This is a genomic window from Arenicella xantha (assembly GCF_003315245.1).
GTDB lineage: Bacteria > Pseudomonadota > Gammaproteobacteria > Arenicellales > Arenicellaceae > Arenicella > Arenicella xantha.
In genome coordinates, this window is sequence record NZ_QNRT01000001.1 from 192,226 (window position 1) to 215,317 (window position 23,092).

Consider the following 23,092-nt stretch of genomic DNA (forward strand, 5'->3'; position numbering starts at 1 on the left):
AATGCTTAAACAAGCCGTGGCAACCACATTCCCATGAACGCCGCAAACACTCCCACGGTAGTGAGGCCAGTAGCAACAATTAAGATGCCCGACACAACAGCATTGCGACTGATACTGCGCTGCTCGGCAGCCCAGAAGTACAATTCAAGTACCGCCAACGGCAACAGATATTGAGCGAACCCCAAAAAGTAGAGAAATGGCCCAGTAAAGGTCGCAAAATCAATACCAACCGGAGCTTGATTGATCGCCAACCAACTCATCAAGCCAACTCGAAAAAACCAAACGCCACTCACAGCAAGGAATAGCCGCAATGCCCAGCGACGATGACGTAACACATCACGTGCCAAAATTGTTTTTAACGCCATAAGTCCAAACACAATTATCAATATCGCGTTCAATGAAATGGAAGTTTGTTGTACCCAATTTCCGACCGTGCCGACCGTCCAGACTATGTACAAACCGCTGAGACTCGCTAACAAGGCAGTGACTAAATAAACGCGCCCGTTCCAACGATGAAACTTCGGGAAGCGGTTACGGACCATCGGCATAAGCTGCAATGGACCAGCCAATGTGATCGTTCCCGCGACCAGCAGGTGCGTGACCAAGGCAACGTTATTCATAACTTGGCCAGCGACCAGGCCATGTGGCAGCACCTCGGACCAAGCGGCAGAGTTTCCTTGAGCAAAAGTTAGCCCATAGAAACCCACAATATAGCTCACGAATAACCATTGACCAGCAACCGCAACAGTAAACCACGCCTGGGCTGACAGCGTTAGCAGTGAGCGACTCAGTTTGGCAGGACTTTGTCCCGCGGCAATAACATTAATAGTCATATTCAATCCGTAAAAAGTGTTTCGCTAATTAAGTTTTGAGCTCGAAGCGGTGATTTCGATTCCAGATGGCCACGCACAGAAACAACACCGCCACGACGATGCCAAGCAACATTTGACCGCCCTGCTCAACAAATACCGTATTAAGCAGACCGACAAGGCTTTGACTATCTCCAAGCTGCTTAAGTACCGCAAAAGGGAAGTGACTGAGGTAAAAGCCAAGCAAGTTTGTCGATCTAAAAAATATGCCTTCAAGTGCAGCAACGACTAGCGGCGACAGAATCCAAAGTAGAAACGGCACGCGCTTAGCGTACGACGACACGAGTAATGCGAAAGCAAAATACGGAGCGCCCCACATAGCGCCAATCACGATGCTTACACTTGACCAAATAAACAGGCGACTGGCATCAAAAGTACGCTCGATAAAACGCCAGCTTTGGCCGCCATCTAAACTATCGATAGCGCCCCAACCAAGCACCGTGAGCAAGATGTACACCGCCCAAGCGACTAGCAGTGACACAAACGCTATCACTATGCTACCGAACGCAAATTTGGTGAGCACAGTCTGCGTTTCGGAAACGGGTAATGACTTCCAATACAGTACGCTGTTGTCACGACGATCGCTGTAAAGACTACTCAATAGATAGATCAGCGCCACCAACCACGACAAGCCGATGTACAACGCCGTAAAGCGAATCGGCGTTCGCTGTTGTACCGCGTCGAGACTCAACGAAATTGCCTTATCGCCGGACTCCTGATTCGATTCATCAGTTAGTGGCGAGTCTGTTTGCGACGCAGTAATTGCAGGCTCAGCGCCCCCATAGTTGTCATGTAAGGTCGCCATGCCTGAAGCTAAAATGATTAGCGCACTCAAAACCAAAGGAACCACAATCACGGTTTTTTGATATTCCCAATATTCTCGCTTAAACCCTAAAATAATTTTATTCATAATGTTATTCACCGGTGTTAGCTAACTCATCTTGGCGACAAAAAGGTCGGCAATACTGGGCGTTCGTAACGGCCCATAGTCTGCGAGCGAGTCCGATTTTGGGTTCTCAAACAGCATGATATTGCCACCTAAAGACGTTCGCTCATGCAATGGATTGAGCAGCCTAGCCTGTTCAATCTGATCGGCCGGAACCTGGACTTCGACGTAATGCGAAGCAATTTGATCCATTGCAAGGTCGAGGCACAGACGCCCTTCATTAATAAATATCAAATGGGTCAACAGGTGTTCGATCTCCTCAACTTGATGCGTGGTAATAATGATGGTCCGTTCGGCATCGTAAAAATCAGTTAAAAGTTGCTGATAGAAGCGCTTGCGGTACAAAATATCTAGTCCGAGGGTTGGCTCATCCAACACCAGTAGCTTAGCGTCAATCGAAATCGCTAAGGCCAAATGCAGCTGAGTAACCATGCCTTTTGACAACTGTTTGACGCGACTATTAGCCGCGATATTGGTGTCCGCTAAAAAAGATTTGGCTTTCGCGATATCGAACTTCGGATGCGTCCCTTGCATGTACTCGAGCAACTGTGCGACGTTAATCCAACTAGGTAACACGGCGGTGTCGGCAATATAAGCAACATCTTGCAACAAAGTCGTGCGGCTAGTTTTCGGATTCTTACCCAACACATTCAAACTTCCATCAAAACTCGACAGGCCCAACAAGCATCTAAGCAAGGTGGTTTTACCCGCTCCGTTGGGGCCGATAAGCCCAAGAATTTGGCCCTCTGCAATTGTTAAACTAAGGTCTCTTAGCGCCGCAAACTGCCCATAATGCTTGGATACGGACTCGGCTGTTACTACTGGTTTCATAAACTCGTCCCCGCTCTATTTGGCTGCCTTTAGGAGGCTGATGAATTGATCTATAGATATACCTAACATCTCTAATCGTGCGACTATCGCCGGAACTTCGTTGACCTCGAATTTCTGGCGTTCCAAGTCAAACAAGGTTTGGCGAGCGCCACTTAACACAAACATGCCTCGACCACGCTTCATTTCTAGAACCCCGATATCAACCAATTCCTGATATGCCTTGGCGACGGTCAAATGATTGATTTGCTGCTCAGCGGCAACGGTCCGTACCGATGGCACCGCCTCGCCTTCACTAAATGTTCCGTCCATGATCAACCCTGAGACGCGGTCTCGCAGTTGCCGATAAATCGGTTGCTCGTCATTCCAGTTCTCCGGCATTGCTTATTGCCCATGTGTAATGGTGTTATATATAACCATATCACTAAGATTAAACAAAATGCAAGGCTACCTGAATACACGAGAAATAATCACCAACCTGAATCCCACCAAAAAGCTTGGCAGGGTCGGCATCGCCAGAGACTTAAGTCTCGTCTATTTAAGCGCGTTTAGATGCAAACGAACGGCATTGAGTGCCATTGCCATCCAATCCCAATCTTGCTTAGCTCGAGCATGATGAGAAATGCTGACATAGCCATGCACCAACGCCCAAATGTCCATCGCGGCTACGACCCGATCGGTAGTTAGGCCAGCATCATTAATATAACTTCCGGTGTTATGGACCAATTTGGTAAACGCGCGATCAGCCGCCGCTCGCGCCTCATCCGACGGCTGATACCCAGCGTCTCCTTCACCAAAGATCAAGCGATAATGAGCCTCATGCTCAACGGCCACACGTAGGTACCCGGCTGATGCTTGCAGAACATCATCGAGCGTAACTGTCTCACTTAAGGTGACATCCATTGCGTCGTAAACATAGTTGAAACCTTCAATATACAGGGCATCCAAAATGCCCTGCTTGCCTTGAAAGTGACTGTAAATGCCAATGGTTGACAGCCCAGCACGCTTAGCAATAGCGCGCACGCTAAGAGCCGATGCCCCTCCTTCCAAAAACAGCTCGGAGGCCGCGGCTAGAATTTTGCTTCTAGAACTCATAGTAAACCTTCATATTTCCAGTCAACGTCTTGACAAATATAACACTGTTATTATATTTTATAACAGCGTTATATATCAACCTTATTCATTCGGACCTTCATCATGCATACGACCCAACTTGAAACGGACTATCTAATTATCGGCTGCGGTGCTGTCGGCATGGCATTCGCTGACGTACTACTCGCCGAGACCGATGCCAACATTATTATCGTCGACAAACATCATAAACCGGGCGGTCACTGGAACGACGCTTACTCGTTTGTGACACTGCATCAACCTTCGGCATTCTACGGCGTTAGTTCGCTTGAACTCAGTAACGGCAAACGCGATGAAATAGGTATGAACAAAGGCTTGCACGAGTTGGCGTCCGGCCCAGAAGTATTATCGTATTTTGACCAAGTCATGAAGCATCAATTCTTGCCATCAGGCAGAGTGCAATACTTTCCTATGTGCGACTACCGCGGCAATGGCGAGTTCTCATCAATGCTGTCTGACAAACAATACAAGGTAACCGTTAATAGAAAAATAATTGATGGAACCTACTTCAAGACGTCAGTACCTGCAACGCACACACCAAACTTTGAGATTGCTGACGGCGTGCAATTCGCACCGCTCAATGATCTACCGAACCTGACTGAACCCAAAGATGGTTACGTAGTCGTCGGCGGTGGCAAAACCGGTATTGATGCTTGTCTATGGCTGCTCGACAATCATATAGACCCTGACGATATAACGTGGATAATGCCGCGCGACGGCTGGTGGATAGACCGCAAAAATACCCAACCTACGCGAGAGTTCTTTAACTACTCAATTGGCGCGCAAGTAAAACAAATGGAAGCGCTGGCCAACGCCGAATCGTTAGATGATTTATTTGTGCGATTAGAAGCTGGAGGCGTGTTATTGCGGCTCGATAAGAACGTAAAACCCGCAATGTTTCACGGCGCCACCGTTAGCCAAGAAGAAGCAACTCAGCTGCGACGCATTAGTAATGTAGTACGACACGGTCGGGTTAGTCGCATCGGTTTGAATGAAATCACATTTGCTGACACCGCAATTGCCACCACACCTAACACGCTGCATATTGATTGCTCCGCGCGCGCAGTGCCAGTCACCGAGACATACCCAGTATTCAATGGCGATACAGTCACGGTACAAACCGTACGCTCATACCAACCGGTTTTCAGCGCCGCCTTTATTGCCCATATCGAAGCGAACTATGATGACGAAGCTATAAAAAATGACATCTGCAAAGTGGTACCCTTACCCAACCATGATGTTGACTGGTTGATCGGCGCTGCAGCGCAAATGCAAAATCAGTACCGCTGGTCACAAGAGCCGGGCTTACGTGACTGGTTAATTCAAAATCGCCTAGATGGCTTCACCGCACTGGTGCAACCCAGCGACGAGGCTACCCCAGAACAAATGCAGCTACTCGGAAAACTAAAAGAACTGGTACCCATGGTCATTGCCAATTTACCCAAATTGATGGGCGAAGCCATGCAGCGTAAGCAAGCACTGTAACAATTAGAAGGAGCAATTTAATGCAAGAATTTCAAACTAACAAGCAAGACCTGAGTAAAAGTCGAATCGTCGAAGCCCCTACTTTTGAGCTGGCAGCCGGCGAAGCACGCCTTAAAATCGATCGTTTTGCCTTCACGGCCAATAATATCACCTATGCGGTATTGGGCGATAAGCTCAAGTATTGGCACTTCTTTCAACCACATGGCGACAATGCCGAAGACTGGGGCATCATTCCGGTCTGGGGTTTTGCTGACGTTGTCGAGTCTAAATGCGACGACTTGCCGGTTGGCGATCGATTATTTGGCTACTTCTTACCGTCAAACGAACTAAAAGTGACTCCAACCGCCGTGTCAGCGGATCGTTTTATTGACGCATCGGCGCATCGCTCACATTTACCACCAGCCTACAATATGTACCGTCGTGTACTCTCAGAGCCGGGCTACAACAAACAATATGATGATGAACGTATGTTGTTGTTTGTGTTGCATTTAACGTCCTACTGCATTCAAGACATGTTGCAACAAAATAATTGGTTCGGAGCCAAACAAATCGTCATTATTAGTGCTTCAAGCAAAACCAGCACAGGCTTGGCGTATGGACTTGAAGCCGATGCAGACGCGCCCACCGTCGTCGGTCTGACATCGGCCCGCAATCTGGATTTAGTTAAATCTCTCGGCGCTTATGAGCAAGCCTATACCTACGACAATTTGGGCGATATCGACCCGACCTTGCCAACCGTGGTAGTCGACATGTCCGCCAACACCGATGTACTGAGCCGACTACACACGCACCTGGGCGACAATATGCGTTTCTGTAGCAATGTTGGCTTAACCCACTGGGAAGAACCTCAACAAGTCGCGGGTATCAATCAGGAACGTAGCCAAATGTTTTTTGCACCGGGTCATATTCAACAACGCATTAAGGAATTAGGGGCGCAAGAATTTGATCGCCGCTCAATCGCCTACGTAATGCACACCTCAGCCAAAAGCCGAGAATGGCTCAAGGTTAAAGAGCTCGATGGCGTAGCTGGGCTCGCCGAAGTGTATGCCGACATCGCCAACGGAAAAATTCCAGCCGACGAGGGACTCGTGGTGGTTATGTAAAAATCACTCAGGTGCGATTCAGCATTACAGTGGTCACAGCCCCATAACTCTACAATTTGCGCCTCAATTTTAACATCGAGCGGCATTGTTGTTGCTACAATGCCGCCACAACTTAATTTATTGGAGACTCAAATGGTTATAAAGAACGGGCATCGCCCGGCCACGCGCACTTTACCAGCACTCAAATCCACACTTGCGGTTCTACTCGCATCTGCTGCACTCGCCGCTTGTGGTGACTCACCTGAAACCACGACACCGACAGCCGCCGACGTAGCACCTGCAGCCGAAGTTGCACCGGCGGTAGCAAGCGAAGTCGCCGATACCGTTACCGAATCAGAAAAGGCCAACGCGCTATACGACCGATTCTTTGAGGAGTCGATTGCACGCAGTCCTGAAACCCTGTCATACCTTGGCCGTAAAGAACGCGCTGACGAATGGGATGATCGCTCCGATGCCGCCGCTGAGGCCAACCTCGAGCTAAGCAAATCGCAACTCGCCGAATTGAAAGAACTGGATCGCTCCAAGCTAGATGCACCGACAGCACTCAGCTACGACTTACTGAAACAGTCGCTAGAAGAAGATATCGCTGACCACAAATGGCGTCTGTACAATTACCCAGTCAACCAAATGTTTGGCACACATTCTAGTGTTGTGTCTTTGCTAATTAACCAACACCGCATTGGTAGTGTTAAAGACGCTGAAAACTATGTTGCGCGGCTCAACGGAATAGCGCCATTGTTTGACCAGTTGATTACTAATATCGAAGCACGCACCGCAGCCAACATCGTGCCACCAAAATTTGTGTTCCCGCATGTCATTCGTGACAGCCAAAACATTATTAAAGGTGCACCATTTGACGATGGAGAGCCAAGCACGCTACTCGCTGACTTCACATCAAAACTAGATGCGCTAGCGTCTAAAGACGGCACTGAACTAAGCGATGAGAAAAAAGCATCGTTATTAACCGCCGCTAGCGAAGCGATGAAAACGTCGGTCAAACCGGCCTATGAAAAATTAGTCGCTCATTTAACCGAACTTGAAACCAAAGCCACCACTGACGACGGTATTTGGAAATGGAAAGACGGTGATACGTTTTACAATGTCGCCTTGAAACGCACCACTACCACAGATATGACCGCCGATGAAATTCATCAAATCGGACTATCTGAGGTTGCCCGTATTCACGACGAAATGCGTGCGATTAAGGACAAAGTTAAGTTTGACGGCGACCTTAAAGCTTTTATGCAATTCATGCGCGACGATGAGCAGTTCTATTACGGCAACGACCAAGCGGGCAAAGACCGCTATCTAGCTGAAGCAACGGCATTAATCGAAGACATGAAAGGTAAGCTGGACGGCATGTTTATCACTAAGCCGAAAGCCGATTTGAACGTCAAAGCGGTTGAAGCGTTCCGTGAACAGTCTGCCGGTAAGGCATTTTACCAACGTCCATCTGAAGACGGCTCACGACCTGGTTTGTATTACGCTAATCTATACGACATGAAGGCGATGCCAACCTACCAAATGGAAGCATTGGCTTATCACGAAGGCATTCCTGGTCACCATATGCAGCTGGCTATTCAGCAAGAGCTTCAAGGCGTACCGATGTTCCGTAAATTTGGCGGCTACACGGCGTACACCGAGGGTTGGGGACTATATTCTGAGTACTTACCGAAAGAATTTGGTGCCTATGCAGACCCATACTCCGACTTTGGACGTCTTGCCATGGAACTATGGCGTGCATGTCGCTTAGTAGTCGACACCGGTATTCACGCTAAAAAGTGGACTCGCGAAGAAGGCATTGCCTATTACACCGACAACACGCCAAATGCAGTCTCTGACGGCGTGAAAATGGTGGAACGACATATTGTAATGCCATCACAAGCGACCGCTTACAAAATTGGCATGATGAAAATTTTGCAACTGCGTAACGAAGCCAAAGAAGCCCTAGGCGATAAGTTTGATATTCGTGGTTTCCACGATGAAATCTTAAAGTATGGCGCATTACCTCTCAACGTAGTTGAGCAAAAGGTCGATGCTTGGGTTGCCGCGCAACAAAGCTAACGCCTACGTCGCGAAATCAGTTCGTCGATGCAACCTATGCTTGGCGAATATGATCAAGTAAAAGCCAGTGCCAGAACTTGATTAAGCGCAATATAAAAAGGCCGTGCTACTGAGTAGCACGGCCTTTTTATTATAATTTTTCGATTAAATATCGTTAGCTAATCCCATACTACTTTGCCATTGATTGATAATCCAAAGTCAACTCAACCAGCGCTTGAACACCGCTAATAAGCGCAGACTCATCCACATAGAACAATGGTGAATGGTTGCTTGGCGCCGTCGCAGGATTGACTCCGGCAGGCGTTCCGCCGAGGAAGAAAAACAAACCCGGTGTCTCCAAAGCGTAATACGAAAAATCTTCAGCACCGGTGATCAAACCAGGATCAACAATACGCGCTGCACCGAATACTCGTTCTAAAGTAGGTCGCATCTTGGCCGTCAGCTCAGGGTTATTAACGGTGACCGGATAACCTAAGTCGATATCAAATTCCACTTCAGCACCTTGGGCTTCGGCGGTTTTTAACACAATTCGCTCTAAACTCCGATGAATATCCTCACGCATTTGCATGTCAAAATTACGAATAGTACCCACCATATTGACTGACTCGGGAATAATATTATTACGTACACCGCCCTTTATCGCCCCAACTGACACCACCGCCGGCGCTTTCGTTATATCACTCTGACGCGACACAATGGTTTGCATTGAGTTGATAATTTGTGCCGACACGACGATCGGATCGATGCCGCCCCATGGACGTGAACCATGCGTTTGTCGTCCTTTCACGGTAATTTCAAATTTATCCGAGGCCGCCATCATTGGACCGGCACGCATGCCGATCATGCCCACCGGAATACTTGAGGTAGTGTGTAAACCGAACACGGCGTCAGGCTTATGTTGTTTGAACAGCCCTTCTTTTAACATCAGTTCTGCACCGCCCTCTTCGCCTTCTGGCGCACCTTCTTCAGCCGGTTGAAAGATGAACATGACGCGACCCTGCAATGACTCACGTTGAGCAACCAACAACTCAGCTGCCGCCATTAATATTGCGACGTGGGTATCGTGTCCACAGGCATGCATGACGCCAACACTCTCACCACGATAAACGTCAGTCACCTTTGAAGCAAAAGGGAGGTCGACTTGTTCGGTAACAGGCAGCGCATCCATATCTGCGCGCAATGCCACTAATGGCCCGGGTAATCCGCCCTCTAGGATTGCAACCACACCAGTATGCGCCACTCCAGTTTGCACTTCTAAACCCAATTTCTGGAGATGATCGGCGACGTATTTAGCTGTCTTAACTTCTCGATTACTTAACTCAGGGTTAGCATGTAAGTGCCTTCGCCACTCAATTAACTTAGGTTCAATTTGGCTTAGAGAGTTCGCCAAATTAGTCTCGGCCTGCGCGGCAGTAGACATTATCATTGACAACATCCCGAGCAACACGAAGAACGATAACGAGGCTCGCTGAAGAATAATTGATCTGCTTTGTTTCATATGTCGATACACCTTCTAAAAAGAATAAATTTAATCAGCGGCCCGATTAACGAATAATCGGAAAACCAAAATTTAACAACACTAGGGTCACACTATAGAGCAAGAAAAAACCAGCAAGGGCAAACGTAATCAAGCCCCGATAACGTAGAATAGCCGAAGAACGTTGGCTTGAGTTAAGTCGGTTCAAAGCCGCAATCAACATCGCAGCGCTGATCATTACCAGCCCCGATAAAGCCGCCGCCCAACCCCAAAACTCACCTAAGTGGCGCAGTCCGTAGCCAAGATTCCAAACACCAAGCAACGCAACACAAGCCCCACCGAAGACTTGCAGTGTGTGAGGTGCGGACAACTCAAGCTCTGCGCGCCAAGGGGTTGGCCGCAATATAACAAGTCCGATTAACATCGCCAGTGTGACAACAATACCCATAATATTCCGATACTCAGTAGTGCTTATACAGCGAGTATAGCGCCCCGCATGTCAGCGTTAAATTGCCATTTCATTAGACCGCCGTGTCGCGCACTCGTGTCGCCAAGCGCCACAACAGCAATAGTCCGACTAACGACAAACTAACCACCATCGCGAACCACATGCCTTTAGCGCCTTCGAGGCCGGGCCACCAACCATAAAACGCCGTTCCAACACCCAGCGGCAAGCCCACCAGCGAAAACGATATAAACTGATACTTCGGAGGGCTTTGAGTGTCATGGTATGCCCGTAACCCACAGATTGCGGCAATTTGTAATGAGTCAGCCACTTGAAAGGCCGCGCCAAAATAGAGCAGCACGATCGCCAGCTGGATTACGTCGGGGTCATCGCTAAATAAGCGAATCAACGGTTCGGTAAATAGTACAAACGCGATACATATTGCAATGGCAACCATTAAGTTAAAAATAGTCCCCGCACGCACCGAGTACCACGCATCATCAGCTCGACCGGCACCCAAAAACTGTGAGGCACGAATAGTCACGCCTTGCCCTATTCCCATGTACAACATAAAGCTCATCGAGGCGACCGTAATCGCTACCGCGTGCGCGCCAGCTTGAATTACCCCAAACATAGCAATCATCATCCCCGCTCCGGCAAACATACTTAGTTCGATCAGCAATGAGGCCCCCATCGGCACACCCATTTTTAGGGTGCGAACGATAGTTGGAATATTCGGTCGTTCAAAATTCTTTAATAGCTTTTTATCACGCAACTTATGATGCTGGCTAACGACCACCGAGCTAGCCAAGAACACTAGCCACATCAATCCGACCGTTGACCAAGCGCACCCAACGCCGCCCAGCTTAGGCAGCCCGTACAAACCATTAACCAGCACATAATCCATCGGAATATTGAGCAAAAACGCGCCGAAATTAACCAGAAAGACTTCGCGGGTTAGACTCATACCCTCGAGCGCGCCGCGCAGCGCCGGGATCATGGTAATGGGAATCGCACATAAGCTAATCGCCATCAAATATTGTTGTGCAATGCTTAATAAATCAGGGTCAAACCGAATAAATTGAATCGCCCATGCACTTACCCACACCACTAAGGTCGCAATTATGCCTAACGCAAAGCACATCCACATCGATTGGTGTATCTGGTGCTTAATGCCCGCTTCATCGCGCGCACCGTAGTGCTTAGCAACCAATGGCTGAGTGGCAAAGCCAACTCCCATGAAAAAATATATTATTAGGCTCCATGTATTGGCACCCAGATTCATTCCAGCCAAGTCCGTGGTACCGGCTTGGCCAGCAAATAAGACATCGGTGGCGGTCATTCCAACCAGGCACAACTGAGCCAGCGAGACCGGCGCGGCTAACTTAATAAGAGAATTAATTTCCGTAACAAAACGATTCATGTGATACCACGGCACCGAGCTTAGCGTCGCCCAGTGGTAAGATGTCATAAGAGAACCCGACGAGAGTCGGCAATGTCATGATAATGTCACAGTCTAAAACTAAGTTGTAGTCCTTATAAAAATGACGGCTACATTCACCCTTGTTTGCGGTGCATCCACATACTATGAAACATTCCCTGATCGCATTTTTCTTACTGAATTCACTGGCATGGTCGATTAACTCAGCTAACGCCGAGTCCAGCACCATCAAGCTATCACCGATGAGCCAAATAAAATTAGGCTCATTCGACCAAGGTGCAGCCGAAATCGCCGCCTTTGACGCCATCAGCAAACGAGCCTTCGTAGTCAACGGGCAAACCAAATCCGTCGACATTCTGTCACTAGCCGACCCGACCAAGCCAACATTACTCACCAGCATAAGTGTTAAGAAATTTGGCTCACCAAATAGCGTCGCGGTTAACAATGGCTTAGTTGCTGTGGCGGTTGCCAGCAAACCAAAACAAGCGGATGGGTCTGTCGTGCTATTTGATACGCAAGGCCAGTACCTGCATACCTTTAGCACCGGGGCCCTGCCCGACATGGTGACATTCACTCCGGATGGAAAACGGCTATTGGTCGCCAATGAAGGTGAACCAAATGACGATTATTCGGTAGACCCTGAGGGCTCAATCACCATCATCACATTGGCTGAGCGGACGCAATCATTTGATATGGCAACCGTACGAACAGCCGGCTTCACTCATTTCAATAAGCAAAAGCTAGACCCGCGAATTCGCGTTTTTGGTAAAAACGCCTCCGTCGCACAAGACTTAGAACCTGAATATATTACCGTCTCGGCCGACTCTCAAACCGCATGGATCTCATTGCAAGAGAATAACGCGCTAGCGGTTCTAGACATTAATCAAGCCACGATCACGGCACTTCTGCCACTCGGGACGCAATCGCACTCGACGCTGGGCAATGGCATTGATGCCAGCGACGAAGACGGCGGCATCAATATTCAAAACTGGCCCGTACTCGGAATGTATCAACCGGACACGATTGCCAGCTATGAGGTTGATGGACACACTTATATCGTCACTGCCAACGAGGGCGATGCACGTGACTATGATGGCTATTCAGAAGAAACCCGCGTCGCCAAAATGACCTTGTCTAAAATATTGCTTGACGATGACCCTAAGCTTGCCCACAAACGCCGGCTTGGACGGCTGAAAGTTTCGACTGTCAATGCGGATACCGATGGCGACAACCGCGTGGACACGCTGTATGCATTTGGCACACGCTCATTTTCAATTTGGACTGCCGATGGCGAACAAGTCTACGACAGCGGTTCCGAGTTTGCCGATGTCTCCGCTCGCCTTTACCCTAAGTTGTTTAATAATGGCGACGACCGAAGTGACAATAAAGGTTCCGAGCCCGAAGCTCTGACCATTGGTCGCGTCAACAACGTGAGCTACGCGTTTATTGGACTTGAGCGTAGTGGCGGCGTGATGGTTTATGACATCAGCAAACCGCGCGAGGCGCGTTTTGTCGATTATCTAAATACACGCAATGCCGACTTACCTGACGAACATCCTGACGCTGGCGACATCGCGCCGGAAAGCATTGTATTTGTTAGTGCTGAGGATAGCCCGACGGGCAAACCATTTTTAATCACGGCAAATGAAGTCAGCGGCACCGTGGCACTTTATGCCATCGAATCAGTCGACCGTGTCGCACCCTAAGGCGGAGCGTACATCGATATTTGTTCATATCTAAAACAAGATTTTGACATTCATCATTGAGCGTGGTTCACTCGCCGCATGAATGCATTGATATTTGGCGTAACGGGGCAAGACGGAGCCTACCTAGCAAGATTTCTGCTGGCAAAAGGCTACACTGTTTTTGGCACATCACGCGACTCCGTAGGAAATATACGAACCAACCCGAATGCGCTCGGTATCGATCAAGATATTCGTTATATGACAGTGGATATTACCGATTATAAATCGGTCCTCACCGCCTTAAACACAGCACAACCCGACGAAATCTATAATTTGGCGGGGCAAAGTTCGGTGGGAATCTCATATGAATTGCCCTTTGAAACGATACGCTCGTTTACGCTAGGCGTGCTAAATGTGATGGAAGGGGTTCGTTTTCTGGATTTAAACAGCCGGATTTTCAATGCCTCTTCAGGGGAGTGCTTCGGCGAAACTGGCGACACACTGGCTACCGAGCAAACTAAATTTGCGCCTAAGAGCCCTTATGCTGTCGCCAAAGCTTCGGCTTATTGGTCGGTCATCAACTACCGGCAAGCCTATGGACTCCACGCTTGCTCTGGCATTCTTTTTAGTCACGAATCAATTCTTAGAAACCCCAACTTCGTCTCGAAAAAAATTGTCGCCGCCGCCTGTCGCATCGCCAAGGGTCAACAAGAATCGCTCACACTCGGCAACCTCGAGATAAAACGTGACTGGGGTTGGGCCAGCGAATTTGTTGAGGCCATGTGGCTGATGCTTCAACAAAAAGACTCAATAGATTATGTCATCGCAACCGGTCATGCCTACACACTCGAAGACTTTGTGCGGTTGAGCTTCGAGGTTGTTGGACTTGATTATCGTGATCATTTACACGTTTCAGATCAGTTTGTACGACCCAACGACGTACGCTGTAGCGCCGGTTCCCCAGCATTGATCGAAAAAGACCTTGGCTGGAAAGCTAAATCAACGCTGCCGGATGTGGTCGCTAAAATGGTTGAGTCTGAACAGTCGACCAACTAGCGCTGCCATTCGAAGCGCCTTGCTCACGGCGGCTCGGCCTACTTAAGTTCTGAACGCTCAAGCGGCTCAATGTCAAACTCAAATAATGAATCAGTTTTAGCTTGAAACTCATCTAGCGTAACGGGGCGTCGCCACAACATCGCTGGCGGCAATGTGGTCGCTTCGGTGTCGGATTGAGCACTCCAACGCTCATGATCTTGCTTGAGTAAATCATCACTTTTAGTCAACAGCAATACCGCAACAACAACTAAACTGGCACTCACCCATTGAGTGCGTTTACGTAAATGGGTCGAGTACGTTAAAACGCCAACCATAACCACCACGCCCAACACACAAAACACAGTAAGCGATAACCAATCACCAAATTGATTATGTTGCAGATTAAACCGCACCAACATCAACGTGAAGTTAACTATTTCAAGCAGGATAAGGGCGATACACCCGAGTATCCAAAATGCGCGGATATTACTCTCGCCGCGAATTAGCTTGCTGGTAAAGCCCAAGATCAAACTCCACGCGGCCAACACGATCAACATTTGCAATAAGATTGACATCGCTTCGTTAAAATTCACCGGCTTGACGGCAAACATCCAACTCGATAAAAAATGCACCAGCGCCGCTACTGCAGTCAATGCCAAGAAAGCCGGCCATGTTTTAAATCGATCGCTCAACAAAAACCAATTAGACCGAATCGCGGTGACTTCGACGCCCACCGCCTGATCAAATATTTGTAAAGTGGTATCCCCTACCCGAATTTTATCGCCAAGCCGATAACTAACAGAATTAGCATTCAGCATGCGCCCAGCCACAGAGGACCCATTGGTACTATTTAAGTCGGTTATTTGCAGCGCATCGCCGTCCCCAAGACTGAGCGACAAGTGGTCAGGGTCAACGAATTTATCTTGAATAATGATATCGCTATCCCACGCTCGACCAATTGCCAAGCCGCGGGACTTTAAGATAACTCGTTCTAATCTTTCACCACTTTTATCAGCGATTTTCACGACCAATTTTCTCATCGTGTGCGCTCCAGAAATTTACGATTAAGTTGCTGTATTTGATCTTTCTCAACCGCAGATACCGACAAATGCGAAACAAACTTTTGCAGATTCTCTACTTGTTCAACCAATAATAAGGAGTCGTATAAACCAGGCAACTTTTTAAATGCGCGAACACAGGCCGTAACGCGCGTAAAGCTATCGGTGCCAGCTTGCGCTTCGACAGGGTCATTTTGCAGAAAGTCCACCTGACACTGATAATTGGTCGAGTGGCTATAGCTGGATTCATTATTAGCCGACATCCATGGCCGAATACTGCGTGCGAACTGGGTCGCATTCAACGTTAGTGACTTTGAGTCAGCAAAGCTAAAGTACAGCTCGCCAGCGTGTAAATCATCATTCAAGTATAGCGAGTTGCCGGCTCGGCACGACTTAGAGACACTCGCCACGGTGCGCGCTTCGACATCATCATTAGTGTAGCCCCAACATTGAAAATCTTTACGAATCTCGCCAAACAACGGACGGTCAGCAAACATCTCATTTGGCCACGGCTGATCAATAAGCTCCTGCACCCGATTTCGCTGCCACAGTTTGATTTGCCGTGCGATTTCGGACTGATAATCCTGTTCGATCACTTCACGATCAGCCGCCAGCAATAGTTTAGCCTTTTCAGCGGGCACCAAAAAACTAAGTTGGCTACCGGCGGTCGCGACGTTTACACCGACCACCTGACCATTAGCATTGAACGCGGGGCCACCACTCATACCCGGATTCAAACTGCCCGAGAATAGAATTTGCGAATCGTAGCTGTGCTCCACCAGTCCATTATTTGGCCCTTTAACTAAACTGGTTCCATAATCACGCGGGTTACCTAACGCGTAAACTGTTTCGCCCTTACGCAAAGCATCAGGAGCGAATTGCAAATATTGATCACTCGGATTCGAATGACGCAATACCGCTAAATCATTCACCACATCAAAATCCAGCAACTTAAGTTGCCCCTTTTGGCCGGTATGTGATTGATATTCAATTTGGTGCCGCTGTGGCGCTTGCACAAACGATGCGACCACGTGAAAATTAGTCAGCAGCAGGCCATCTTTACTAACTTGAAAACCCGAACCTATTGATGATTTACTGCCAGCTTGCGGTGCTATTACCCGAATCTGATAGACCTGATCGTAATATTCCGCAAAGTCATCGTTAGCGTGAATAGTAGTAGAAATACTCAGCAGCACTAAACTAATCAGCAAGGCGATATTCAGGCCGCGCCACACTTGCGAGCAGGTATATAAATTACGTAGGATTTGAGCCGTTTTATTTGAATTATTCATTTCTCTTCAATCATATTTGTCGGCTTTCCAATACGCCAACGCGGGCTCAGTATACACCGTAAATTACTCACTCTGGTTCAACACACTCATGACACAAAGTGAGATAGTATAAGATCTATAAAAAAACTAAAACCGAATCGAACAATGCGCTTTCTCCACGTTAAAACCATACTCCTTGCGGCACTCTATTTATCATCTCACTCGCAAACATTTGCGGCAGAGGCAGAACACTTATTTACCGAGCAGCCCACCGTAACACCTGAACTTGCACATTCGGGGCCATGGTCGGTTGGCGTGCAAACGCTGCGCGTAACCAACCCTGGTCAGCTGAACACCACAACGTTTCAAGGCGTCAATGATCGTTCTTTGGCACTTGAGGTGTGGTATCCCAGCAGTACCGATAGCAAGCAAAGTGGCACACCAGCGGTGTATCAAGATGTGTTGCGCTCAGGCGCGGCTTTTAGTTTGGCCGGTAACGCTTGGCGAGATGCCCCATTAGCCTCTGATGAACAATCATTTCCATTAATTGTGATGTCACACGGCTACACCGGGTATCGCAGCATCATGTTCTACTTAGGCGAGCACCTAGCCAGCCACGGTTATGTGGTAGCCAGCATCGACCACACCGACTCTACTAATGCTGAGATAGATTTTGCCAAGAACCCTGGCGCTGGATTTTCAAGCACCTTATTTAATCGCTCCAGAGACCAACAATTTGTACTCGAAGCAATGCTAGAAAACGCGACCTTTAAATCACTCATCAACCCCGAGCAGGCCGCCGTGATAGGCTACTCAATGGGCGGTTACGGTGCACTAAATACGGTTGGTGGCTGTTATGATTTTGCCCCAACCACGTTAGCCGCGATGGGCTTCCCCGAACCCGCAGCAGCCAGCCTTGCACCACTGTTTAGCAGCTGCGCTGCCGGACGAACAAGCCCAGACCCACGCTGGAAGGCGTTAGTAGCGTTCTCACCTTGGGGCGGAGAGCAAAATGTACACAAGGCTGAGTCACTCGCCAATCTGCAACTTCCTGCATTGCTAGTGGCGGGCGATCAAGACGATGTGTCCGGCTTCGAAAACGGTATCGAAAAACTGTATAAGCAATTGGGTTCTAAAAATAAATATCTGATGGTATACCAAAATGCGCGTCATAATATTGCCGCTCATCCAGCTCCGAAAATTGCTTATCAAAGTGACTTAGACATAGGTCATTACTACGAACCGAGTTGGGATTCTGAGTCCATTACACGCATTAATCAGCACATGACCTTAGCTTTCCTTGACTGCCATGTGAAGTCAGACAAAGCCGCTTGCGCATTCTTACCCGAGCGCGAACACAATGTGCAAACCAAACAGGCCGACGGTAAATTAAGCCCGCCATGGCCTGGTTTTAAAGATCGGTGGGGCGCAGGTGTTCGCTTTATTCGCGGTAATCAGTAGCGATTTACTGGCGCGTCAATACAATAATCCGCGAGGCGAAATCGCCTTGCGGTAAATAGTCCGCAGACGAGCGCTGCATAGCACACACATGGGGCAAATCTAAACCTAGGTGCATAAGCGCATCGCCACCATACACGTGGTCATTGTCAGCTAGGCGATACTGTTGCTGCGGATCTAAAGCAACCAATCGGATGCGACGTAAGGGCAAATTGGCCTCTGACAGAATATGAAAATAGCCAAGGTAGATGCGAGCCCCATCTGCCGACATCAGCTGCCAACAAACCTCATTTTGGTCATAACGTAAACGAAAGAAAGAACCCTCAACGGCATCTTGCGCGGTTTGCTGATAGTGCTGCGCATGCGCCGCGAGCGCTTCAAAATCTTGATCAACATCATTGGCGTTTAGCGACAGGCCGCGGGCGGCACAAAAGAATCCCACATCCGCGCGCGTTTGCAATGATACTTGTCGCCCATTTAGATGACTAGGCACCGGGCAGATATACGATGCCAATACGCTTGGCGGAAACACATAGGATGCGCCATTCTGTATCGGTAAGCGCCCAATTGGTTCCGACATATCGCTGGTCCACGTTTGCGCCATATACGACAACATTCCCAAATCAAATCGATTACCGCCGGATGCGCAATTTTCGAATAAAACATTCGGATACTTGGCAACGAGCCGCCCAACTAAAGCATAGACGCCCAATAGGTAACGATGCGCGGTTTCTTGCTGACGACTCGCATCGAGCGCAAACGAACCTATCTCCGACATGGTACGATTCATATCCCATTTCACGTAGTCGATGTCGCCGCAAGCCAATAGTTTATCAATACAATCAAAAAGATATTGCTGGACCTCAATGCGACCCAAATCAAGCGTCAATTGATTTCTCCCCTTCGAAGACGAGCGCTGCGGAACACCAATAATCCAATCAGGATGGGCCCGAAATAGTTGACTATCTGGGTTCACCATTTCAGGCTCAAACCACAACCCGAATTTTAAACCCTTAGCTTTTACCTTAGCCGCGACTGACTCGATGCCGTTGGGGAATTTCTTTGCATCCGCAAACCAGTCTCCTAGCGACGTGGTGTCATCATTACGCCCTTCAAACCAACCATCGTCGACCACCAACATTTCTAGGCCTAGCGCCTTAGTGCGATCTGCCAATGCCAGCACCGAATCTTCATCAATATCAAAATACGCGGCCTCCCACGAATTGAGGTAGGTCGGTCGTGGCTGACTTTTGAATGCCGGAGGACTTATCTGCTCGCGCACGAAGCGATGCCAAACCTGACTCATACCATTAAGTCCATCCGCACTAAACACGTGCAATGACTCGGGACTAGTAAAAGTCTCGCCTGGTGCTAAGTTCCACGCAAAATTAAACGGGTTAATACCACTGGTCAGGCGCACTGCGCCAAACTCACCACGCTCTACGCTAATCGCAAAATTGCCACTGTAGACTAGCGCCGTACCAATCACATCGCCATGGTGTTCGGTGGTCGTTGAATCCATTAGCGCGATAAATGGATTATGCACATTGCCACTGGTTCCGGTTGCTGATTCAAGCACAAATCGTCCATATGGAATGGCATGCCGCTGGGCATTCATTTCGCGCGCCCAAGTACCGTGCAAATGCAAAACTTCATAATCGGCACACGGCAAATCCAAACTAGAACTCATCGCATGCGTAATGTTAATACTGCTTGTCGATTGATTGTTAATCTCAACTGATCGAGCGATCAAATCGTGTTCTGCATAAATCGTGTAATGCAAGCGAACCAACAAGTTGAGCTCAGCATCGCCTAAGCTAACAATCAATGTTTCACTAGCACCATGATCTGCGCCGCGTGCGGACGGTAAACCCGTGAGCGCAGGCTTGTCATTCACCACTTGATGGCTAACATAACGCAGTACAGTGGTGGTATTACCGGCGCAGTTCTGAGCATGGAAAGCCGGCGTTCGATTATCAGTCGTTCCAAACACCGGATACTCCTGAGGAATATCGGTCAAATTGTAGTCAAGTGAATCCTGAAATTCCAATACGCATCCGCGATGTAAACGCCGAGGAACACTTGGGTAATCTGTTTGAGGGCTCACGCGAGCGCCAAAATGCAGGTGCTCTAAAATTCCTTCGCGGGATACACGGAACACATAGCTAATTCGCTGATTTGATAGGTTGAAAACTAGGCCATTTTGGGTAGCCTCTTGTGCACTGGCATCGGTCGTGTAGTTTTCGCGCGCAGTTCCTGAGACATGAATCAACGTTGACATATTTAAGCTCACTTTCAAATAGTTACATAACGGGCCAGCAACTGAAACGTCAGCCCGACGACTCACAGCAGTCCACGATCAATTAGTAAACTATGCAATTGAGGAAGTATGAGTATATCGACAATATGCGCTGTCAGGCGCAGCATTCAATCAATATTATCATATATATAATACATTTCAACAAAGGCGCATTTCCCGAGACTAATGAAGCCAGCAAATTGCGTCAATTATCATATTTATGTACAATCGACCAATCAAAACTACGCGCACCGTGCCCCATCGCGTCGTGTCGCACCTTAGCCTCTACCACACCAAGGAATACAGCCAGATATGAACCGTGCAAATCGAGGTATGAACCTCACTCAACAGGTCGCTGATTCTTTAGGCAACGCAATCATTAACGGCACCTACGGAGAGCATAACCCAGTGCCTAGTGAAGCTGTTTTGTGCCAGCAATTACAAGTAAGCCGAAGTGCGGCGCGTGAAGCCGTCAAATCTCTTGCCGCCAAAGGGCTTATCACCAGCCGTGCGAGACAAGGCATTAAAGTACTTCCAGAGAGCGAATGGAACCTATTTGACGCGGATGTACTGCGCTGGATGCGAGACTCGAACCCTTCACTCGAGCTACTACGCGAGTTCACACAGCTACGTGTCGCCATCGAACCTGATGCTGCTAGGTTAGCCGCCCAGCACCAGGATTCTGAAAAAATTGCTGAAATTGCAGAGGCACTGGTTCGCATGAAAAATGCTGAAACTGGTATGGACGACCCACTTGAGTCAGATATTGCGTTTCATTTGAGCGTGCTAAATGCCAGCGGAAACCGGTTTTTCTCACAGCTAGGTCGCATTATCGACACCACATTGCGGGTCAGTATTCGCTTCACTAACATGCGCACAGGCGTTAATGCAGGCAATCACGATGATCATAAAAAGATCTATGACGCAATCGTTGAAAATCAACCAGAGGCCGCCGCTAAACAGGCCAAAAAATTAATGGATAGCGCCTTGGCAACTATTGTGAGCGCCTTAGAAGAACGCAAAAAATAACACTAGTGCCGCCACACTCAAGTCGCTAAATCTAAATTTATAAAGCACTTTCTACTGCGACAGGCTCGGTAAGATGGTAGTGCTTACGCAGCTACCACTCGGCGATAGTTCCATCCTCATGACGCCAAAGAGGGTTCTTCCAATCACAACCCTCTTTAGCCATTTCCTTGACGTAATCTTCGTTTACTTCGACGCCAAGACCAGGCTTGGCTAGTGGCTTGATGTATCCGCCGTCGATTGCGAAGTCATCTTTGTTCAACACATAATCAAGCAACTCTGCGCCTTGATTATAGTGGATGCCCATCGATTGCTCTTGCAACACCGCATTGTACGAAACGAAATCGACTGCAAGACAAGCGGCTAATGCAATTGGCCCAAGCGGGCAATGTGGAGCCAAGGCCACATCATACGCCTCGGCCATTGAGGCAATTTTCAGACATTCAGTAATGCCTCCAGCGTGCGATAGATCGGGCTGTATGATGCCGATGCCGCCACGCTCAAATACACGCTTGAACTCAAAGCGACTGAACATTCGCTCCCCAGCAGCTAAAACTATGCTAGAACCGCAAGCCAGCTCAGAATATTGCTCGGCATGCTCGGCAAGCACGGGTTCTTCCACAAATAATGGTCGATATGGCTCGAGCTCTTTAAGTAGCACTTTAGCCATAGGCACGGATACACGACCATGAAAATCCAAACCAAAGTCCACTGAACTTCCTAAGTTCTCGCGAATGGTAGCAACTCGTTCAATCACTTTATCCACCGCTCGATGACCGTCAACCATCTTCAAGCGACCACAGCCGTTTAACTTGAAAGTATCCCAACCCTGCGCCATCAAACGCTTCATCTGCTCACTTTCTTCGGCCGGATCGTCGCCACCGACCCACGAATAGGTCTTCATTTTGTCACGAACTAAACCGCCTAGCAGCTCATACACAGGCTGGCCCATAGCCTTGCCCTTAATGTCCCAAAGCGCTTGGTCAATACCAGCAATGGCCGACATTAAAATTGGCCCGCCACGATAAAAGCCGCCACGATATAGAGTCTGCCAATGATCATTAATACGTCGCGGATCTTTGCCGATCAAATAAGTCGATAGCTCCTCGACAGCAGCCGCAACAGAGTGGGAGCGACCTTCGATCACCGGCTCGCCCCATCCGGTGATTCCTTCATCCGTATCAATGGCTAAAAATAACCAACGCGGCTTTACGGAGTAGAGTCGAAAGTTTGTTATTTTCATTGCAAAAGGGTCTCCATCAGTCGAGCACGACCGCTTGAATAGTCATCTAAGATGTCTTATGAGATAAGTTAAATTCGAATCAATCACACTACGCTGACTAAGGCTACAGCTACTCGCTTCAATGCGTAATCTGTCAGAACCTAAATAATCGCCAAACCCAATGTAGATTTATATGATAAATATGATGGTACAAGAGAACGCCAGCACTGTCAAAACCAATCGACCCAT

The 23,092-nt window shown here is 48.4% G+C and carries 18 protein-coding genes and 2 pseudogenes; 8 read left to right on the forward strand and 12 right to left on the reverse strand.

The genetic code is table 11. The features are described from left to right. Positions 1–5: 5 nt before the first annotated feature. The 5 genes and pseudogenes from DFR28_RS00840 to DFR28_RS00860 form a co-directional block, all read right to left on the reverse strand. A complete protein-coding gene (locus tag DFR28_RS00840) occupies positions 6–833 on the reverse strand; it encodes a DUF2306 domain-containing protein (RefSeq protein ID WP_113952411.1) in 828 nt (275 codons plus the stop codon). A 28-nt stretch (positions 834–861) separates the two neighbouring features. After that, a complete protein-coding gene (locus DFR28_RS00845; RefSeq protein WP_113952412.1) occupies positions 862–1,779 on the reverse strand; it encodes a hypothetical protein in 918 nt (305 codons plus the stop codon). A 21-nt stretch (positions 1,780–1,800) separates the two neighbouring features. Beyond that, positions 1,801–2,577 (reverse strand): annotated as a pseudogene (locus tag DFR28_RS00850) (ABC transporter ATP-binding protein); the annotation flags it as partial. Positions 2,578–2,661: 84 nt separating this feature from the next. After that, a complete protein-coding gene (locus DFR28_RS00855; protein ID WP_113952414.1) occupies positions 2,662–3,024 on the reverse strand; it encodes a GntR family transcriptional regulator in 363 nt (120 codons plus the stop codon). A gap of 153 nt (positions 3,025–3,177) precedes the next feature. Further along, complete coding sequence (locus tag DFR28_RS00860) at positions 3,178–3,738, reverse strand: TetR/AcrR family transcriptional regulator (RefSeq protein WP_113952415.1); 561 nt, start codon at positions 3,736–3,738, stop codon at positions 3,178–3,180. Positions 3,739–3,840: 102 nt separating this feature from the next. On the opposite strand from DFR28_RS00860, the gene DFR28_RS00865 reads away from it, so the two are divergent. The 3 genes from DFR28_RS00865 (at position 3,841) to DFR28_RS00875 (ending at position 8,426) form a co-directional block, all read left to right on the forward strand. Then, the gene (locus DFR28_RS00865) at positions 3,841–5,259 is read left to right on the forward strand and encodes an NAD(P)/FAD-dependent oxidoreductase (protein ID WP_113952416.1); all 1,419 of its coding nucleotides are present in this window, start codon (positions 3,841–3,843) and stop codon (positions 5,257–5,259) included. Positions 5,260–5,279: 20 nt separating this feature from the next. Next, entirely contained in the window at positions 5,280–6,362 is a 1,083-nt protein-coding gene (locus DFR28_RS00870) for a DUF2855 family protein (protein ID WP_113952417.1), read from the forward strand. A 132-nt stretch (positions 6,363–6,494) separates the two neighbouring features. Next, a complete protein-coding gene (locus tag DFR28_RS00875) occupies positions 6,495–8,426 on the forward strand; it encodes a DUF885 domain-containing protein (protein WP_113953361.1) in 1,932 nt (643 codons plus the stop codon). A 169-nt stretch (positions 8,427–8,595) separates the two neighbouring features. On the opposite strand, the gene DFR28_RS00880 is transcribed toward DFR28_RS00875, so the two are convergent. From DFR28_RS00880 to DFR28_RS00890, 3 genes are all read right to left on the reverse strand, one after another. After that, a complete protein-coding gene (locus tag DFR28_RS00880; protein ID WP_113953362.1) occupies positions 8,596–9,861 on the reverse strand; it encodes an amidohydrolase in 1,266 nt (421 codons plus the stop codon). 109 nt (positions 9,862–9,970) lie between these two features. Further along, positions 9,971–10,351 (reverse strand): hypothetical protein, encoded by a 381-nt coding sequence (locus DFR28_RS00885; RefSeq protein WP_113952418.1) that lies wholly within the window; start codon positions 10,349–10,351, stop codon positions 9,971–9,973. 73 nt (positions 10,352–10,424) lie between these two features. Then, a complete protein-coding gene (locus DFR28_RS00890; protein WP_113952419.1) occupies positions 10,425–11,819 on the reverse strand; it encodes an MATE family efflux transporter in 1,395 nt (464 codons plus the stop codon). A gap of 116 nt (positions 11,820–11,935) precedes the next feature. Here DFR28_RS00890 and DFR28_RS00895 point away from each other — a divergent pair, with 116 nt between their 5' ends. After that, on the forward strand, positions 11,936–13,495 hold the full coding sequence (locus tag DFR28_RS00895) for a choice-of-anchor I family protein (protein WP_113952420.1): 1,560 nt from the start codon (positions 11,936–11,938) through the stop codon (positions 13,493–13,495). Between the two features lie 78 nt (positions 13,496–13,573). Continuing rightward, positions 13,574–14,530 (forward strand): GDP-mannose 4,6-dehydratase, encoded by a 957-nt coding sequence (locus DFR28_RS00900; RefSeq protein WP_113952421.1) that lies wholly within the window; start codon positions 13,574–13,576, stop codon positions 14,528–14,530. A 38-nt stretch (positions 14,531–14,568) separates the two neighbouring features. Here the strand turns inward: DFR28_RS00900 and DFR28_RS00905 are convergent, their stop codons facing one another. Then, positions 14,569–15,549 carry an FHA domain-containing protein gene (locus tag DFR28_RS00905; protein WP_113952422.1) on the reverse strand — a complete coding sequence of 327 codons (981 nt, stop codon included), beginning with the start codon at positions 15,547–15,549 and terminating at the stop codon, positions 14,569–14,571. Then, a complete protein-coding gene (locus tag DFR28_RS00910) occupies positions 15,546–16,859 on the reverse strand; it encodes a S1C family serine protease (protein ID WP_113952423.1) in 1,314 nt (437 codons plus the stop codon). The genes DFR28_RS00905 and DFR28_RS00910 overlap by 4 nt, the downstream gene beginning before the upstream one ends. A 144-nt stretch (positions 16,860–17,003) precedes the next feature. Here DFR28_RS00910 and DFR28_RS00915 point away from each other — a divergent pair, with 144 nt between their 5' ends. Beyond that, positions 17,004–18,299: an alpha/beta hydrolase family protein gene (locus DFR28_RS00915; protein ID WP_113952424.1), complete on the forward strand. Its 1,296-nt coding sequence runs from the start codon at positions 17,004–17,006 to the stop codon at positions 18,297–18,299. 4 nt (positions 18,300–18,303) lie between these two features. Here the strand turns inward: DFR28_RS00915 and DFR28_RS00920 are convergent, their stop codons facing one another. Next, positions 18,304–20,577 (reverse strand): alpha-galactosidase, encoded by a 2,274-nt coding sequence (locus DFR28_RS00920; protein ID WP_147250886.1) that lies wholly within the window; start codon positions 20,575–20,577, stop codon positions 18,304–18,306. 351 nt (positions 20,578–20,928) lie between these two features. On the opposite strand from DFR28_RS00920, the pseudogene DFR28_RS20130 reads away from it, so the two are divergent. Together DFR28_RS20130 and DFR28_RS00925 are read left to right on the forward strand one after the other, a co-directional pair. Further along, a pseudogene (locus DFR28_RS20130) lies at positions 20,929–21,114 on the forward strand (winged helix-turn-helix domain-containing protein); the annotation flags it as partial. Between the two features lie 3 nt (positions 21,115–21,117). Beyond that, the gene (locus DFR28_RS00925) at positions 21,118–21,624 is read left to right on the forward strand and encodes a FadR/GntR family transcriptional regulator (RefSeq protein ID WP_425455466.1); all 507 of its coding nucleotides are present in this window, start codon (positions 21,118–21,120) and stop codon (positions 21,622–21,624) included. A gap of 91 nt (positions 21,625–21,715) precedes the next feature. Here the strand turns inward: DFR28_RS00925 and dgoD are convergent, their stop codons facing one another. Next, on the reverse strand, positions 21,716–22,864 hold the full coding sequence (gene dgoD / locus DFR28_RS00930) for a galactonate dehydratase (protein ID WP_113952427.1): 1,149 nt from the start codon (positions 22,862–22,864) through the stop codon (positions 21,716–21,718). Between the last annotated feature and the right edge of the window lie 228 nt (positions 22,865–23,092).